A 15,362-nucleotide genomic window follows, 5' to 3' on the forward strand; every position below is an offset into this window, starting at 1 on the left:
ACCCCAGCCGGACGGGGTGCTCAGCGCGCCGTCGGTCCCGGTTCGACCGTCACCGGACGTAGTAGGGGCGGTGGTGGGCGGCCACCGGGGCGGACTGGTAGGTCCAGACCCCGGCGGCCGGGGCGTCGCCGAGGAGTTGGGCGAGGTCGCGGGCGGCCTCCTCGGCCGGGTTGCCGAGGTCCAGCCGGACCCGTTCGGCGGTGCGGTCGTCCAGGGCGTAGTAGCGGTACGGCTGGTGGACGGTGAGCGGTCCGGCGAGCAACTTGCCCTCGTCGTCGGTGCCGTAGCCGGTGATCGGGGTGTTGTTCACCGACTCCGGGGTGAGGCCGACCAGGTCGACGTCCAGGGCGAGGATCTCCTCCTGGTGCCGGCGCAGCCCGTCCGGCCCGAGCTCGGCCCGGCGGCAGGAGACGCTCCACCGTTCGCGCACGGCGGGCGCGTTGAGCGAGGGCAGGGTGGTCTCGAACCAGCCCGGGTGCTTGGGCTCGGCGTACAGCCGGCGCCCGGCGTCGATGGCCAGCGGGTTGTCGCAGAGCACGTGCAGCCGGGCGATGCCGAGCAGCTTGGTCTGGTCGTACCCACGGGCGTACTGGCCGTAGTTGACCGCCGGGATGCGCTCCTCGGCGAACGCCGGGTGGGCGATCAGGTTGATCTCCAGTTCCTCGGTGATGCCGCCGCCGTCGGGGTACTGGGCGAAGTACAGCTGGTAGTTGAGCGAGACACAGGCCCCGCCGTCGAAGACGGCCGCGGTCAGCCCGGGGTGGCGCTTGGCGAGCAGCCGGCGGGCCCGCTCGGGTTCCACCAGGTAGTCGACGCCGATGTTGTGCAGCGCGCCGTAGTGGAAGGGCAGGACGTACGGCTCCGGGACGGGCGGCAGCGGCAGACCGGTCATGAGGACTCCGAGGACGAGGAGGGAGAGGAGGGGGAGGAGGGGGAACCGAGGGTGGCCGGCCGCCGCAGCTCCAGCAGGTCCCGGTGCATCCGTTCGGCGCTGCGCAGGGCGAGGGCCGCCATGGTGAGCGAGGGGTTGGAGGTGCCGAGCGAGGGCATCGAGCCGCAGCCGACGGCATACAGGTTGGGGTGGTCCCAGCTGCGCTGCCACTGGTCGACCACGGAGGTGCCGGGGGCGTCGCCCATCAGGTGGGTGCCGCCGGCGTGCCCGGCGCCCCGGTAGCCGTGCACCCGGCCGCGGTGCTCCAGCCGGCCGGGCCAGCCGCCGCCCGGGTAGGCGGTGTGGTCCTCGGCGCCCAGCAGGGTGAAGATCTGGTCGGAGACGGCCCGGGCGGAGGCCATGCCCTCGCGGACGTACCCGTCCAGGTCGTAGTGGATCGCCGGGACGGGCAGGCCGAGCGGGTCGCGCCGCTCCCGGTCGAGGGTGACCCGGTTGGTCGGGTCGGCGGTCTGCTCCAGCTCGAACTGGAACGAGAACTGACGCCCCAGCCGGTCGCCGAGCCGTTCCCGCAGCTCCTTGCCGCGCACTCCGGCGGCGAGCAGCGCGGCCGTCTCCGCCTCGGGGCCACCGCCGGCCCAGGACCAGCCCCAGTTGCCGATCTCGATCCGGAACGGCGCCCGCCGACGGCGCGCCCCGCCGAAGCGGAAGGCCTCCAGTCCGCTGGTGGAGCCGGGCCCCCGGTAGGGGCCGACCGGGCCGGGCATCAGGCCCCAGGTGAGCAGCACGGGGTGGTCCATCAGGTTCCGGCCGACCTGGTCGCTGCGGTTGGCCAGGCCGGACAGCAGCAGCAGTCGGGCGTTCTCGATCGCGTGCGCGGCGAGCACCACGAGCTCCGCGGTGACCCGGTGGGCGGTGCCGTCGGCCAGGTACTCGACCCCGGTGGCCCGGCCGGTCACCGGGTCGGCGAGCACCCGGCCGACCACGGCCTCGGTGCGCAGCTCGACGGTGGGCGCCCAGCGGGCCTGGGTGCGCAGCGGGGTGTACTTGGCGCCGCTCGGGCAGACCGGGACGCAGCTGGCGCTGCCCGCGCAGGGCGGGCCGTGGTCGGCGCCGGGCCGGGTGGGCAGGCCGTTGCGGGCGTGCGGGGTGGCGGTGACGGCGAGCCGGGCCGGGTCGGGTGCGGCGGGGTCGCGCACGGTGCGGCCGTCCAGGGCGCGGGCCAGCTGTCGGTCGAGGTAGCTGGCCGGGACGGCCCGCATCGGGTAGGCGTAGCCGTCCGGGATCGGCAGTCCGACGGCCCGGCGCTGTTCCTCGGCGTCGGCGGCGACGCCGAGTTCCCGTTCGGCCTCGCGGTAGTGCGGTTCCAGGTCGTGGTAGCCGATCGGCCAGTTGCGGCCGTGGCCGAGGTCGCCGGTGCGGAAGTCCTCGGGGTGCATCCGCGGGGCGAGGCCGGTCCAGAGCAGTCCGGTGCCGCCGTTGGCGCGCAGGTAGCCGCTGGCGTAGGGCAGCGGTCCGTACTGGCGGAGGTACCCGGTGGCGGTGAAGCCGCCCTCGGGGAGGCCGGTGAGGTCGCTGGCGTCGGGTGACGGCGCGTCGGGGCTGTGCGGGTAGGGCGCGGTGGGCGGGCCGCCGCCGGCGGCGCGGTGGGCGGCGGCGGTCTCGGCGGCGCCGGGCGCGGTCCGGCCGGCCTCCAGGACGAGCACCCGCCAGCCCCGTGCGCCGAGCCGCTGGGCGACCAGGCTGCCGGCGAAGCCCGCGCCGACCACGACGGCGTCCCAGTGCGGGGTGTCCGCGGATCCGTTCACCGCTCCTCGCCCTCCCTCCGGGCCTCGGCCCCGCCCGGCGCCTCGGCCCAACTGCCGTGGCCGGGTGCGGCGGAGCCGGGCGGGACGGCCCGGAAGGTGCGCCAGACCAGGCCCCGGTCGTGGGCGCGGGCGGAGGAGGGGGCCTCGCCGGGCCAGCTGCCGACGTACCAGAGGTGGACCAGGGCGTGTTCGTCGCGGACCCGGTGGGACAGGGCGGTGCGGTGGTGCTCGTCCGCCATGCCGGTGGCCCGCAGTTCGGGGACGTCGAAGCCGGTCAGTTCGGCGCAGACGCGCAGGAAGTCGTCGAGGTCCGCCAGTTCGTCGTCCTCGACGGTCCCCCAACTCCCGTACGGGTCCTCGGTGGTGTGCGAGTAGTCGGCGATGTGCGGGTACGCGGGACCGTACGGCTCCTCGGCGGCCGGCTCCGACGGGCCGTCGGCGCGGTACGGTTCCTCCGGCGGTCCTGCTGCGCTGCGGTCGTCGGACACGGACACCCGGGCACCCCCGTGATCGACATCGAGTGGCCAAGACATGACAGTCACGCGCCGCTCCCGGCGCGATCCTGCTGCTCAGCGCGATCCTGCCGCCCGAGCGGACCGCCGGGGAACCGCTTGCGCGAATGTGCCCGGTCTTGATCAGTCTCTGACCGATTAGCATCCCTGCGGCAACGGCTCCGGACCGCTTCCGCTCAGCCCAGCGCCCGCACCGCCGCCAGCACGTCCAGGCCGAGCACCGGGTCCGCGTCCTCGGGCAGGTTCACGGACAGCCGGGTGACCAGCCCCGCGTACCGCCGGTGGATCTCCCGCGCGGCCTCCTCGACCGTGCCGGACACCGCGAAGGCGTCGAACACCTCGTCGGAGATCAGCGCCGTCATCTCCGCCCAGCGCCCGCGCACCGAGTGGGTGTGCAGCTCCTCCTGCAGCCCCTCCCACCCGTGCTGGGCCAGCACCGGACGGTAGGCCGGGGTGGAGGCGTAGAACGCCAGCCGCTCCCGCACCCCGGCCCGGTTGGCCGCCAGCTCCTCCTCGGTCCGGCCGGTGGCGGTGAGCACGTTGCCGACGATCTCGAACGGCCGCCCGGTCCACTCGGCCCCCTCCGCCTCGGACCGCCCGCGCGCCTCGGCCAACCCGGGCAGCACCTGCTCGGTGAGGTAGGCGGTGGAGGAGAACGGGTGGCTGAGGAAGCCGTCCGCCACCGCCCCGGCGGTGCGGGTCATCAGCGGCCCGACCCCCGCCAGCAGGATCCGGGGCACCCCGCCCGGGACGGGGTCGGGCGAGAAGACCGGCGTCATCAGCGTGTGGCGGTAGAACTCGCCGCGGAACCGCAGCCGTTCACCGGTCTGCCAACTGTGCCAGATCGCCCGCACCGCGTGCACGTACTCGGCCATCCGCGCCGCCGGGCGGTCCCAGGGCATCCCGAAGCGCTTCTCGATGTGCGGCTTGACCTGTGAGCCGAGCCCGATGACGGCCCGTCCGCCGGAGGCCGCGTGCAGTCCCCAGGCCTGGTAGGCCAGCGTCATCGGGGTCCGGGCGAAGGCCACCGCGATGCCGGTGGCCAGTTCGATCGACTCGGTGCGGTCGGCGGCCCGGGCCAGCTGCAGGAACGGGTCGTACGCGGTCTCGGCGACCACCAGCCGGTCCATGCCCCGGCGTTCGGCCTGCTCGGCGGCGTCGAGGATGCCGGCCGGGTGCCCGGAGGCGGTGGCGTCGAGGCGGAAGGCGGCGGGTCGGTCCATGCTGGTGCTCCTGGTCACGGGGCCGGCGGGCGGCGCCTTCTGCGGTGCTGGGCTGCTGTGCTGCTGTGGCGCGGTCCTGCGGTGGTGCGGTCCGCCCAGCCTGCCACGCCGTCACCGGCCCGCCGACCCGCCCTCCCCCGCGAACAGCCCGTCCAGGTGCCGGTCGACGGCCGTGAGCGCCGCCTCCGGCCCGACCACGCTCAGCTCCAGCAGGGTGGTGAACCCGGTGAGCGCGAGCAGCAGGTCGGTCTCCACCACGGGATCCCGGTCGGCCCCGATCAGCCCGTCGGCGATCGCCTGCCGGACCACCTGCTCGACCGTCCCGCGGCCCTGCAGCAGACCGCTCCGGGCCCGGGCGCGGACCTCCTCGTCGTGCAGCGCCTCCAGCACGTAGGCGGCGCTCATCCGGCTGGTCACCCGGGAGTCGGCGTGCAGTGGCAGCAGTTCGACCAGCAGCGCGCGCAGCACCGCGCGCGGGTGCGGCCGTTCGCCCAGCTCCGACAGCGCCCGCTCGACCCGCCGCCCGCTCTGCTCCCCGGCCAGGTCCATCGCGAAGCCGAGCAGCTCGGCCCGGGAGCCGAAGTAGTGCTGCAGCTGCCCCAGCGAGATCCCGGCCTCCTGCGCCACCTCGCGCAGCGTCAGGTGCCGGGCCCCGCGCCGCTCCACCACCCGCCACAGCGCGCGGGCGATGGTCTCGCGCCGCTCCTGGTGGTCCACCTGCTTGGGCATGGCCCGGCCCTCCTCCCAGACTCCTCCGGCTCTCCCGGCGTTTCCCCATACGCTTGACATAATACAGGTGACCGATAACGCTGAGGGCATTCCGAGGGAGGAGTGCCCACATGCTCGTGCAGCCCGTCGCCCACACCACCGAAGGAACCCTCCGCGGCCGCCTCGACCGCGGCCTCGCGGTCTTCCGCGGCGTCCCGTACGGCCGGCCGCCGGTCGGCCCGCTCCGCTTCGCCGCACCCGTCCCGCCCGAACGCTGGGACGGCGTCCGCGACGCCTTCGAGTTCGGCCCCGTCGTCCCCCAGTCCGGGCCGCTGACCGCCGAACCGACCACCGGCACCGACTGGCTGACGCTCAACGTCTGCACCCCGGACCCGGGCACGGCCGGCCTGCCGGTGCTGGTCTGGATCCACGGCGGAGGCTTCATGGCCGGCACCGCCGGCGACCCCCTGTACGACCCGACCGAGCTGGCCCGGGCCGGGCTGGTCGTGGTGGCCGTCAACTACCGGGTGGGCGCGGAGGGTTTCGCCCTCCTCGACGGCGTCCCGGCCAACCGGGCCTTCCTCGACCAGGTCGCCGCCCTGGAGTGGGTCCGGCGGAACATCGCCGCGTTCGGCGGCGACCCCGACCGGGTCACCGTCGCCGGACAGTCCGCCGGCGCCTCCTCGGTCGCCGCGCTGCTCACCATGGACCGGGCCCGCGGCCTGTTCCGGCGGGCCGTCGCCCACTCCGTCGGCGGCAACCTCGCCACCCCCGCGCTGGCCGCCGAGGTCACCGCCGCCCTGGCGAAGCAGGTCAGCACCGCCCCCACCGCCGCCGCCCTCGCCGAGGTCGACCCCTGGCGGCTGGCGGCCGCGGTCACCGAACTGAACGCCACCCTGCCCGAGCACCTCCCCCGCTGGGGGCGGCTCGCCCAGACCGGTGTCACCACCGTCCCGGTGGTCGACGGCGAGGTCCTCACCGAGGAGCCCTGGACCGCCCTGGCCGCCGGACGGGCCGCCGGCACCGAGCTGCTGGTCGGCCACACCCGGGACGAGTTCCGGCTGTTCGCGGTGCTGGCCGGCCGGCACGGCGGCTTCACCGAGCCGGAGGCCCGCGCCGCCCTCGACCAGCTCGCCCCGCGCCCCGCCGGCCCGGACGCCTACCGCGCCGCCCTCCCCGGCGCCACCCCCGAGGACCTGCTCACCGCCGTCACCTCCGACGCCCTGTTCCGGATGCCCTCGCTGCACCTCGCCGAGGGCAACGCGGCGGCCGGCGGCACCTCGTACCTCTTCGAACTCGCCTTCCCCGCCCCCGGCATGGACGGGCTGTTCGGCCCCTGCCACGGCCTGGACGTCCCGCTCGCCTTCGGCACCCTGGACAGCCCGTCGGCCCGGCCCTTCCTCGGCGAGCCGCCCACCCCGGAGACCGTCGAGGTCTCCCGGGAACTCCGGCAGGCCTGGATCGACTTCGTCACCACCGGCGACCCCGGCTGGGCCCGGTACGAGCCACAGCAACAGCTCACCCGGGTCCTGGACGCGCCCTCGGAGACCGTCCGCTACCCCGAACAGGCCTCCCGCACCATCTGGGCGGGCCAGGGGCCGACCGCCTTCGACCTGACCTGAGCCCCGTCGGCGGGCCCGGACCGGTCGAAGCCGGTCCGCGCCCGTCCCGCCCCTCCCTTCCCACCCTCGGTCAGCCCTTGCACACCCCGAGCGGCACCAACCGGGCGACCGGCCGGGCCAGGCCGGCCGCCTCGGTGGTGACGGCCACCGCGTCCACGTCCTTGTACGCCTCGGGCGTCTCCTCGGCCAGGGCGCGCAGCGAGGCGGGCCGGACCGCGACCCCGCGCGCCTCCAGCTCCTCCCGCAGCCGCTCGCCGCGCACCATGCGCAGCGCCTGGTGGCGGCTCCACACCCGTCCGGCGCCGTGGCAGGCCGAGCGGAAGGCCTCGTTGCCGGGCAGCCCGACCATGACGTACGAGGCGGTGCCCATCGTCCCCGGCACCAGCACCGGCTGCCCGGCCCCGGCCAGATCGGCGGGCAGCTCCGGGTCCCCGGGCGGCAGGGCGCGGGTGGCGCCCTTGCGGTGCACGCAGAGCCTGCGCGGCGCGCCGTCCACCTCGTGGGTCTCCAGCTTGGCGAGGTTGTGCGAGACGTCGTAGACCAGCTCCAGCCCGACGCCCAGCGCGGTGGCGAAGGCCCGCCGGGCGGCCTCGGAGAGCAGCTGCCGGTTGGCCCGGCCGTAGTTGGCCGCGGCGGTCATCGCCCCCAGGTAGGCCCGGCCGCGCGCGGAGTCCACCGGGGTGCAGGCGAGTTGGCGGTCCGGGAGCTCGATCCGGTGGTGCTGCAGCTCACGGTCCATGGCCCGCACGTGGTCGGTGCAGATCTGGTGCCCGAGGCCGCGCGAGCCGCAGTGGATCATCACGCAGACCTGGCCCGCCCGCAGCCCGAACGCGGCGGCGGTGGCCGGGTCGTGCACCCGGTCGACGGCCTGCACCTCCAGGAAGTGGTTGGCCGAGCCCAGACTGCCGACCTGGTGGAGACCCCGCTCGACGGCCCGGGTGCTCACCTCACCGGGGGCGGCGCCGGGCAGGACGCCGTGGTCCTCGCAGCGCTCCAGGTCGCGCGGCACCCCGTGGCCGTGCTCGACGGCGTACCGGGCCCCGCCGAGCAGCAGCTCGTCCAGCTCCTCCGGCCCGGACAGCTGCCACAGGCCGCCGCGGCCGAGCCCGCGCGGGACGGTCCGGTCCAACAGGTCCATCAGGCGGCGGATCCGCTCGGCGTCGAGCTCCTCCCGGGCCACCCCGGCGGCGAGCAGCCGGACCCCGCAGGAGATGTCGAAGCCGACCCCGCCCGGCGAGACCACCCCGCCCCGCTCGACGTCGGTCGCGGCGACCCCGCCGATCGGGAAGCCGTAGCCCCAGTGCACGTCCGGCATCGCGTAGGAGGCGCGGACGATCCCGGGCAGCGCGGCCACGTTGGCGACCTGCTCCAGCGCGCGGTCCCCGGTGTCCTGCGGCAGCAGCGCAGCGGTCGCGAAGACCACGCCCGGCACCCGCATCGGCGGGCGCGGCTCGATCCGCCAGCGACAGCGACCGGCCTCGACCAGTGCGATCTCCACCTCGCTCACCCCACTCACCCGGCTCACCTCGGCTCACCCGTCTAGACGTCGATGGTGGCCGCGCAGGCCCAGCCGCCCGGCCCCTCGGCCAGTTCCAGGCCGTGCAGCGAGACGGCCTTCGGCACCGAGCCGACCGGCGCGACGGTGGCGGTGTCGACCATCCGGAAGCGCACCTCGACGCCGAGGGCGCCGTCCAGGCCCCGGATCGGTCCGAGCGCGAGCGCGAGGGGCAGTTCGCCGTCGGCGTCCATCCGGTAGATGACCTCCTCCAGGACGCCCGCGAGCAGGTCCGGCCCGCTCGCCGCGAGCACGGTGCAGGCGCGCTCGCCGACGACCCGCGCCCCGGACAGGTCGGCGAAGCCGCCGACCACGGCGTGCACCAGCTCGCCGATGCAGCCCTCGGCCGTCGGCGCCCACGCCTCCACCCGCAGGTCCGCCGTGTGCGGCACGCTCCGGTGGCCGCGCCCGGACCGCCCGGCGGGCCGGGGACCGTCCACGACCGACGCCTCCCGCACCCCCTGCCGTCCTCCCTCCAGCCTGGTCCCGCGACCGGGCCGGAGGCAACCGGGATCAGGGACGATCAGGACCGGCGGCGATCAGGACCGGGGCACGGCCGGCACCGGGGCGCGGCCGGCACTCCGTCGGTGGGCGAGCCAGATGCCCAGCACGGCCAGCCCGGTCACCGGCCAGGTCGAGACGGACAGCGGGCCCGCGAGCAGCGGGTCGACCACCCGGCCCGACACCACCCGGGTGAGCGGAAGCGTGAACTCGTTGAGCGACAGGTGCGCCGCGACGGCCGCCCACACCGACCCGGTGGACAACCGGATCGAGGCGATCACCGTTCCGAGCAGCATGGCGGTCACCACGGCCACGGGCACGCCCAGCAGCACCGAATGGCCCGGATAGCTTCCGCCGAGCGCCGTCATCGGCACGTGCCACGCCCCCCAGATCGCGCCGCCGAGCAGCAGACCCCGCATCCTGCCGAACCGGAGCAGTCGCGGCAACAGGTAGCCCTGCCAGCCGAGTTCCTCACCGAAGTACAGCGGAACGGACAGCACCGCGCTCAGCACCAGCGGCAGCACCTCGGCCGGCCCCGGCAGGTGCGCGGGGTCGTACCAGCCGACCAGCGCGGCCAGGGTCAGACCGGCGGCGGTGAGGCCGAGCGGGATCGTCAACGCGACCGCGACCGAGCGGAGTTCGTGCCGCCACGGGTTGGCCCTGGCGAGCCCGAGGTCCCGCGCGGCGCGGCGCGGCCCCCGGCCGCGCGCCGTCGGTCCGAACGCCGTCAGGCCGAACGCGGTCAGCGCGGGCACCAGCATCATCAGGACCATGCACAGCGCGGCCAGCCGGGGCGTCCCCTGCCCGGCGCTGGTCCGGCGCAGGCCGTCCGCCCAGAGCGGGACCATGGTGATCCAGGCGCCGACGAAACTGATCGTCAGGAAGAGCGGGAGCTCGGCGCGGTGGCGTCCCGTGGAACCCGCCGCACCCGCCGAACTCGTTGAACTCGCCGCACTCGTCGCACTCGTGGAACTCGTCGTACTCGTCGATTTCATGGCCGTGACGCTACGAACCGCGGGCCGACCCGGGCGATCGCGCAGGCCCGTCGATCAATGGTGTAGCACGCTCCACTGCGTCGGGGGCCGCGGAGCGGCAAGACTGGTCGGCGTGAACCAATCGTCGACAACGCGGGCGCGGGCAGCGCGTTCCGCCCGGGCCGCCGGGTACTGCGCGACCGCGCTCGGCCAGGCACTGGCCCTGGCCGTGCTGGTGCCCGTCCTGATCTACTCGGCCGTCCTCTGCCTGGTCGGTGCGGGACTGCTCGTCCTGCCGCACGAACTCCGGCTGCTGCGCCGGCTGGCCGACCGCGAACGCACCCGGCTGGGACGGTGGGCGCCGGCCACGCCGCCGGCCGGACCGCACGCGCGCCGGCGCCTGGTGACGGTGCTGTCGGATCCGGCGACCGGCCGGGACCTGCGGTGGGCAGCCGCCACGGTGGTCGTCGGCACGGCGCTCGGGCTGCTCGGCACGGCGCTGTTCCTGTTCCCGGCGGCCGTGCTCGTGCTCGGCTGTCTGTGGTGGCTGTTCCCCGCGGACGATCCGATCAGGCTGATCCTGAACATCCCGATCGACAGCTGGGGATCGGCGGTCTACGCCGGTGTGCCGCAGTTGGCGCTCAGCGTGCTGCTCGCGCTGTTCGGCCCGCCGCTGCTCGCCCGGCTGGCGGCCTCCGTGAGCCGGTGGCTGCTCGCCCCCTCGGCCGCCGCGGTGCTCGCCGAGCGGGTGTCGACGCTGGACCGGACCCGCACCGGGGCGCTCGACGCGCACGGCGACGAACTGCGCCGCATCGAGCGTGACCTGCACGACGGCACCCAGGCCCGGCTGGTGACGCTGGCCATGCAACTCGGACTCGCCGAAAGGACGTTGGGCAAGGACCCGACCGCCGTCGGCCCGTTGCTGACCCGGGCCCGGGAGGGCGCCGAGGAGGCGATGGTCGAGCTGCGCGACGTGCTGCGCTCGGTCTACCCGCCGATCCTCGCCGACCGGGGCCTCGCCGGTGCGATCGCGGCGGTCGTCGCCCGCTGCCCGGTGCCCGCCACCGTCGAACTCGGCACACCTGGCGAACTCGGCACACTCGGCGGACTCGGCGACGTGCCGGCGCGGACCGAGGTGGCCGTGTACTTCGCCATCACCGAGGCGCTCACCAACGCCGCCAAGCACTCCGGGGCCGGATCCGTCGCCGTCACCCTGGCCCGGACCGGTGACACGCTCCGCGCGGAGATCACCGACGACGGCTGCGGCGGCGCGGCCGAGGGCGGCGGCACCGGGTTGCGCGGCATGCGGCAGCGCGTCGAGGCGGTCGACGGCACGCTGCGGGTCCAGAGCCCGTCCGGCGGCCCCACCCTGATCACCGTGGAGTGCCCGTGCGGATCGTGATCGCCGAGGACAACGCGCTGCTCGCGCAGGGGCTCACCGCACTGCTGGAGGCCCTGGGGAACCAGGTGCTCGCCACCACCGGGGACGCCGAGTCCTTCGTGGCGGCCGCCGTCGACCACCGGCCGGACGTGGCGATCGTGGACGTCCGGCTCCCGCCGTCCTTCACCGACGAGGGCATCAGGGCCGCGCTGCGCGCCCGGGAACGGATCCCCGGCCTGCCGATCCTCGTCCTCTCCCAGTACGTCGAGGACACCTACGCCCGGGAACTCCTCGACGACGGCGCCGGCGTCGGCTACCTGCTCAAGGACCGGGTCGCCCGCGTCGACGACTTCCTGGAGGCGCTCCACCGCGTCGCGGCCGGCGGCACCGCCCTGGACCCCGACGTGGTCCGGCAGTTGCTCGCCACCCGCGGCAACCCGCTGTCCCGGCTGACCGAACGCGAACGCGAGGTGCTCGCCATGATGGCGCAGGGGTACGGGAACTCCGAGATCGCCGATCGCCTGGTGGTCACCGAACGGGCCGTGCACAAGCACGTCGGGAACATCTTCGTGAAGCTCGACCTCCCGCCCGAGGACAGCGGCGACCGGCGCGTCCTCGCGGTCCTCACCCACCTCGGAGCCCCCCAGCGCCGGGCTCGCCGACCGTAGAACGACGGTCAGAGGGACGACAGGTACGCGGTGGCCAGCTCGGGCCTGGCCAGCCAGGCGGCGTGGTCGCCGGGCTCGGCGTAGGTGTTGGCGAGGCGGCGGGCGACCGCCGGGTGCTCGGCGGCGGCCGCGAAGACGCCCTGGAGGTGGTCCGGCATGGTGAGCACGGCGGCGGTGAACTCGACGGCGTGGCGGGCGTGCTGCTGCCAGAACCGCTCGGCGGTGCGGCACATCCAGTCCGCCGTGAACGGGGCGTCGCCGTGTTCACGGATCGCCCGCCGGTACGCCTCGGCCGCCCGGGCGGCGCCGTTGGCCCCCTGACCGGTGATCGGATCGTTGACCACCACCGCGTCGCCCAGGCCCAGGACGTGCACGGCGTCGACGCCGGAGCCCAGTTCGGCGACCGGGCGGCGGACCGTCGGGGTCACCGCGCCCGAGAGCCCGGCACCGGGGTCGGTCGGCTCGGCGTCCCGCCAGAGCTCCGCCTCCCAGGGCAGGTACTCGGCCAACAGGGCGCGGATCCGGTCGAGTTGGGCGCCGACGGCGGGCCCGTCGCCGAACACGTCCAGCGGGCCGCCGGGCAGCGCCTCCCAGAGCAGGATGTCGCACGGGCCGGAGAGCGTCAGGGCGGGCTGGAGGTAGAGCTCGCCCAGGCCGGGCAGGGCGTGCATCCGGGCCCGGGGCCCGGCGGCCGGGTCGGGCGCGCCGACACCGTGGGCGTACAGACAGGACAGCGCGCGCTGCGGCCGGTCGAAGGGCGAGCGGGCGGGGTCTCGTTCGAAGATCCCGGCCAGGTCGCCGCGCCCGGCCGCGACCACGGTCAACTGGTGCCGCCGGGCCAGTTCGTGCAGCCCGGCCCGGTCCAGCGAGCGGTACTCGACCCGGCCGCCGCGCTCGGCGAGCAGCTCCAGCCAGCGGGCCAGCTTGATCCGCTGGTCCACCGACTGGGCGGGCTCGTCCAGGGTCATGGTGAACTCCAGCGCGCGGGTGGCCGGCGGGGCCACCAGCGTCGCCTCGACCGAGTCCACCGCCGGGGCGTCGCCCGCCCACAGGTCCAGCCCGGCCGCCGCCTCGATCCGCAGTGCCGGACCGAACATCGCCTGGGTGGACAGCACCCGCCCGCCCCGCACCCGCTCCGGAGTGCGCTCGGCGACCAACGTCACCTCGTACCCGTCGGCCACCAGCCCGAGCGCGAGTTGCAGGCCGGCCTGGCCCGCTCCGACGACGGCGATCCGGCGCATACGGCGGCCTCCCGGTGGTCGGAGAGTGTGGTGAGAGCGCGTCAAGCACGCACACTAGCCGAGTCGCCGGGCCACGGGCAGGGGCCCGACCGGATCGGCGGCACCCGGGCGCGAGTTCCACCCGGGCGCCGCCGGCCCGGGCGCTCAGCCGCGCAGGTGCGAGGTGAGCAGCCGTACCACGGCGTCCAGTTGCTCCGCCACGTAGAAGTGCCCGCCCGGGAAGACCCGCAGGGTGAAGCCGCCGGTGGTGTGCTGCTCCCACGGGGCCATGTGCTCGACCGTGGCGTTGGCGTCGCTCTCCCCCACCAGGGCGGTGATCGGCTGGGGGACGACGGCGTCCGGCGCGGCCCGGTAGGTCTCGATGGCGGTGTAGTCGGCCCGCAGCGCCGGGATGATCAGCTCACGCAGGGCGGGCACGTCGAGGATCCGCTCGTCCGTCCCGCCGAGCCGGATGATCTCGTCCAGCATGCCGTCGTCCGACAGCGTGTGCACCGCGGTGTCCCTGGGCATCGAGGGCGCCCGGCCGGCGGACACGAAGAGCCGCTCGGGCCCGGCCAGGCCGTCGCGGGCGAAGCAGCGGGCGGTCTCGAAGGCGACCGCCGCGCCCATGCTGTGCCCGAAGAAGTGGATCGGCCGGTCCACCCACTCCCGCAGCTCCCGGTAGATCTGCTCGGCGAGTTCGGGCACCGAGTCGATCGCCGGCTCCGCGAAGCGGTTCTGCCGGCCCGGGTACTGGACGGCGAGCACATCGGCGTACGGCGCCAGCGCCTTGGCGTACTCCATGTAGTAGCCGGCCGAGCCCCCGGCGTGCGGGAAGATCACGATCCGGGCGGGAGCGAAGTCGGACGGGTTGAACCGGCGGAACCACGGGTTGTCGACGGCTGCGCTGCTGGGCATGCGGGGTGTGACCTCTCTCCGTGACGGACTCTGCTCGCCCCAGTCTCGCAGTGCGGCCACCGTGCCGGGGACGGGTACGGCCTGCGACCTGGATCACCCGGCCCGGCCACCCCGGCCACCCCGGCCACCCCGGCCGCGCGCCGCCGCTGCGGTCCTGCGGTGCTCAGTCCTCCGCCGCACGGTTCAGCAGGGCCTCCCAGGGGTCGACCCCGGTGTCCGGCTCGGTGACCCAACCCGCCGCCACTGACAGTCGGCGGGCGGATCGGCCGGTACGCAGGTATGCCGATCCGCCGTCCGGGACGATCATCGTCCTGGTAGAACTGGGGCGGTGAAGATCAAGGGCGTCACCTACGACATCGGCACCCCGACCGTCGACGGCTCGGTCACCCGACCGGACCTCGCCGCGGCCACGATCGAGCGGGAACTGACCGCCATCGCGGAGGAGTTGCACTGCACTGCGGTACGGATCACCGGTGACGACGTGCCCGGACTGCGGCTGGCCGCGCGGACGGCGATCGGGCTGGGCCTGGCGGTGTGGCTCTCCCCCATGGCGCCGAACGCCGACGAGGCGACCACTCTGGCGACGATCGCCGCCGCGGCCGAGGTCGCCGGGGAGCTCCACCGCGCGGGCGGCGACGTCACCCTGGTCGTCGGCTGCGAGCTGACCCTCTTCATGGCCGGCCTGGTCCCCGGCGCCGACATCCCCACCCGGCTGGCCGCGCTCGCCGACCCGCTGGGCTGGCCGCCGGAGTTCTTCGCGGCGGGCCCGCCGCCGGTGCGGTTCAACGCCCTGCTGGCCACCGCGGTCGCGACGGCCCGGCAGCACTTCACCGGCCCGGTCGCCTACGCCGCCGGACTCTGGGAGGACGTCGACTGGACGCCCTTCGACCTGGTGGCGGTGGACGCCTACCGGGACGCGGGCAACACCGACACCCTCCGCACGACCCTCGAAGAGCTCCACCGGCACGGAAAGCCGGTGGTCGCCGCCGAGTTCGGCTGCGCCACCTTCACCGGCGCGGAGGCCCACGGCAGCGCCGCCTGGACACTGGTCGACCGCTCGGACGGAACGCGTCGGCCGCGCACCGGCCTGGTCCGGGACGAGGAGGCCCAGGCCCGCGAACTGACCTCGCTGCTCGACCTGTTCACCGCCGCCGGACTGGCCGGCGCGTTCGTCTTCACCTATGTGACCCCCTCCTACCCCACCACCGACGATCCGGCGGCGGACCTCGACACGGTCGGCTACGGTCTGGTCCGCTCCTGGCCGGACGGCCGCACCACGTCCAAGGCCGCCTTCACCGCCGTCGCCCACGCCTACGCGGCGACCCGGACGGACTGACCGCCCCCGCCCACCCGCCCGGTGGCCGCCGACCACTAGGCTGACGC

At 75.3% G+C, this 15,362-nt stretch carries 14 protein-coding genes; 4 read left to right on the plus strand and 10 right to left on the minus strand.

All coding sequences use genetic code 11. From position 1 onward, the window contains the following. Positions 1-49: 49 nt before the first annotated feature. The 5 genes from ABTZ03_RS08535 to ABTZ03_RS08555 form a co-directional block, all read right to left on the minus strand. Positions 50-892 carry a hypothetical protein gene (locus tag ABTZ03_RS08535; RefSeq protein ID WP_350512123.1) on the minus strand — a complete coding sequence of 281 codons (843 nt, stop codon included), beginning with the start codon at positions 890-892 and terminating at the stop codon, positions 50-52. Beyond that, positions 889-2,697, minus strand: coding sequence for a GMC family oxidoreductase (locus ABTZ03_RS08540; RefSeq protein ID WP_350512124.1), 1,809 nt, complete (start codon positions 2,695-2,697; stop codon positions 889-891). Before ABTZ03_RS08540 ends, ABTZ03_RS08535 begins: the two co-directional genes overlap by 4 nt. Then, positions 2,694-3,191: a hypothetical protein gene (locus ABTZ03_RS08545; protein ID WP_350512125.1), complete on the minus strand. Its 498-nt coding sequence runs from the start codon at positions 3,189-3,191 to the stop codon at positions 2,694-2,696. Before ABTZ03_RS08545 ends, ABTZ03_RS08540 begins: the two co-directional genes overlap by 4 nt. A gap of 194 nt (positions 3,192-3,385) precedes the next feature. After that, positions 3,386-4,432: a TIGR03617 family F420-dependent LLM class oxidoreductase gene (locus ABTZ03_RS08550; RefSeq protein WP_350512126.1), complete on the minus strand. Its 1,047-nt coding sequence runs from the start codon at positions 4,430-4,432 to the stop codon at positions 3,386-3,388. A gap of 111 nt (positions 4,433-4,543) precedes the next feature. Beyond that, positions 4,544-5,161 carry a TetR/AcrR family transcriptional regulator gene (locus tag ABTZ03_RS08555; protein ID WP_350512127.1) on the minus strand — a complete coding sequence of 206 codons (618 nt, stop codon included), beginning with the start codon at positions 5,159-5,161 and terminating at the stop codon, positions 4,544-4,546. A gap of 110 nt (positions 5,162-5,271) precedes the next feature. On the opposite strand from ABTZ03_RS08555, the gene ABTZ03_RS08560 reads away from it, so the two are divergent. Next, positions 5,272-6,762, plus strand: a complete 1,491-nt coding sequence (locus ABTZ03_RS08560) for a carboxylesterase/lipase family protein (protein WP_350512128.1) — start codon at positions 5,272-5,274, stop codon at positions 6,760-6,762. A gap of 70 nt (positions 6,763-6,832) precedes the next feature. On the opposite strand, the gene ABTZ03_RS08565 is transcribed toward ABTZ03_RS08560, so the two are convergent. The 3 genes from ABTZ03_RS08565 to ABTZ03_RS08575 all read right to left on the minus strand — a co-directional run bounded on the left by ABTZ03_RS08565 (position 6,833) and on the right by ABTZ03_RS08575 (position 9,813). Then, entirely contained in the window at positions 6,833-8,278 is a 1,446-nt protein-coding gene (locus ABTZ03_RS08565) for an RtcB family protein (protein ID WP_350512129.1), read from the minus strand. A gap of 23 nt (positions 8,279-8,301) precedes the next feature. After that, complete coding sequence (locus ABTZ03_RS08570; RefSeq protein WP_350512130.1) at positions 8,302-8,757, minus strand: archease; 456 nt, start codon at positions 8,755-8,757, stop codon at positions 8,302-8,304. 99 nt (positions 8,758-8,856) lie between these two features. Further along, positions 8,857-9,813, minus strand: a complete 957-nt coding sequence (locus tag ABTZ03_RS08575; RefSeq protein ID WP_350512131.1) for a CPBP family intramembrane glutamic endopeptidase — start codon at positions 9,811-9,813, stop codon at positions 8,857-8,859. A 112-nt stretch (positions 9,814-9,925) separates the two neighbouring features. Between ABTZ03_RS08575 and ABTZ03_RS08580 the strand changes: the two genes are divergently transcribed. Together ABTZ03_RS08580 and ABTZ03_RS08585 are read left to right on the plus strand one after the other, a co-directional pair. Then, positions 9,926-11,194 (plus strand): sensor histidine kinase, encoded by a 1,269-nt coding sequence (locus ABTZ03_RS08580; protein WP_350512132.1) that lies wholly within the window; start codon positions 9,926-9,928, stop codon positions 11,192-11,194. Further along, the gene (locus ABTZ03_RS08585; protein ID WP_350512133.1) at positions 11,182-11,841 is read left to right on the plus strand and encodes a LuxR C-terminal-related transcriptional regulator; all 660 of its coding nucleotides are present in this window, start codon (positions 11,182-11,184) and stop codon (positions 11,839-11,841) included. Before ABTZ03_RS08580 ends, ABTZ03_RS08585 begins: the two co-directional genes overlap by 13 nt. Before the next feature lie 8 nt (positions 11,842-11,849). Here the strand turns inward: ABTZ03_RS08585 and ABTZ03_RS08590 are convergent, their stop codons facing one another. Both ABTZ03_RS08590 and ABTZ03_RS08595 read right to left on the minus strand, forming a co-directional pair. Further along, positions 11,850-13,082, minus strand: coding sequence for a styrene monooxygenase/indole monooxygenase family protein (locus ABTZ03_RS08590; RefSeq protein WP_350512134.1), 1,233 nt, complete (start codon positions 13,080-13,082; stop codon positions 11,850-11,852). A 144-nt stretch (positions 13,083-13,226) separates the two neighbouring features. Next, positions 13,227-13,979: a thioesterase II family protein gene (locus ABTZ03_RS08595; protein WP_350512135.1), complete on the minus strand. Its 753-nt coding sequence runs from the start codon at positions 13,977-13,979 to the stop codon at positions 13,227-13,229. Between the two features lie 328 nt (positions 13,980-14,307). Here ABTZ03_RS08595 and ABTZ03_RS08600 point away from each other — a divergent pair, with 328 nt between their 5' ends. Then, positions 14,308-15,315 (plus strand): glycoside hydrolase family 113 protein, encoded by a 1,008-nt coding sequence (locus ABTZ03_RS08600; protein WP_350512136.1) that lies wholly within the window; start codon positions 14,308-14,310, stop codon positions 15,313-15,315. Positions 15,316-15,362 lie beyond the last annotated feature (47 nt).

Origin of the sequence: Kitasatospora sp. NPDC096077 (assembly GCF_040303245.1) — a bacterium.
Lineage (GTDB): Bacteria > Actinomycetota > Actinomycetes > Streptomycetales > Streptomycetaceae > Kitasatospora.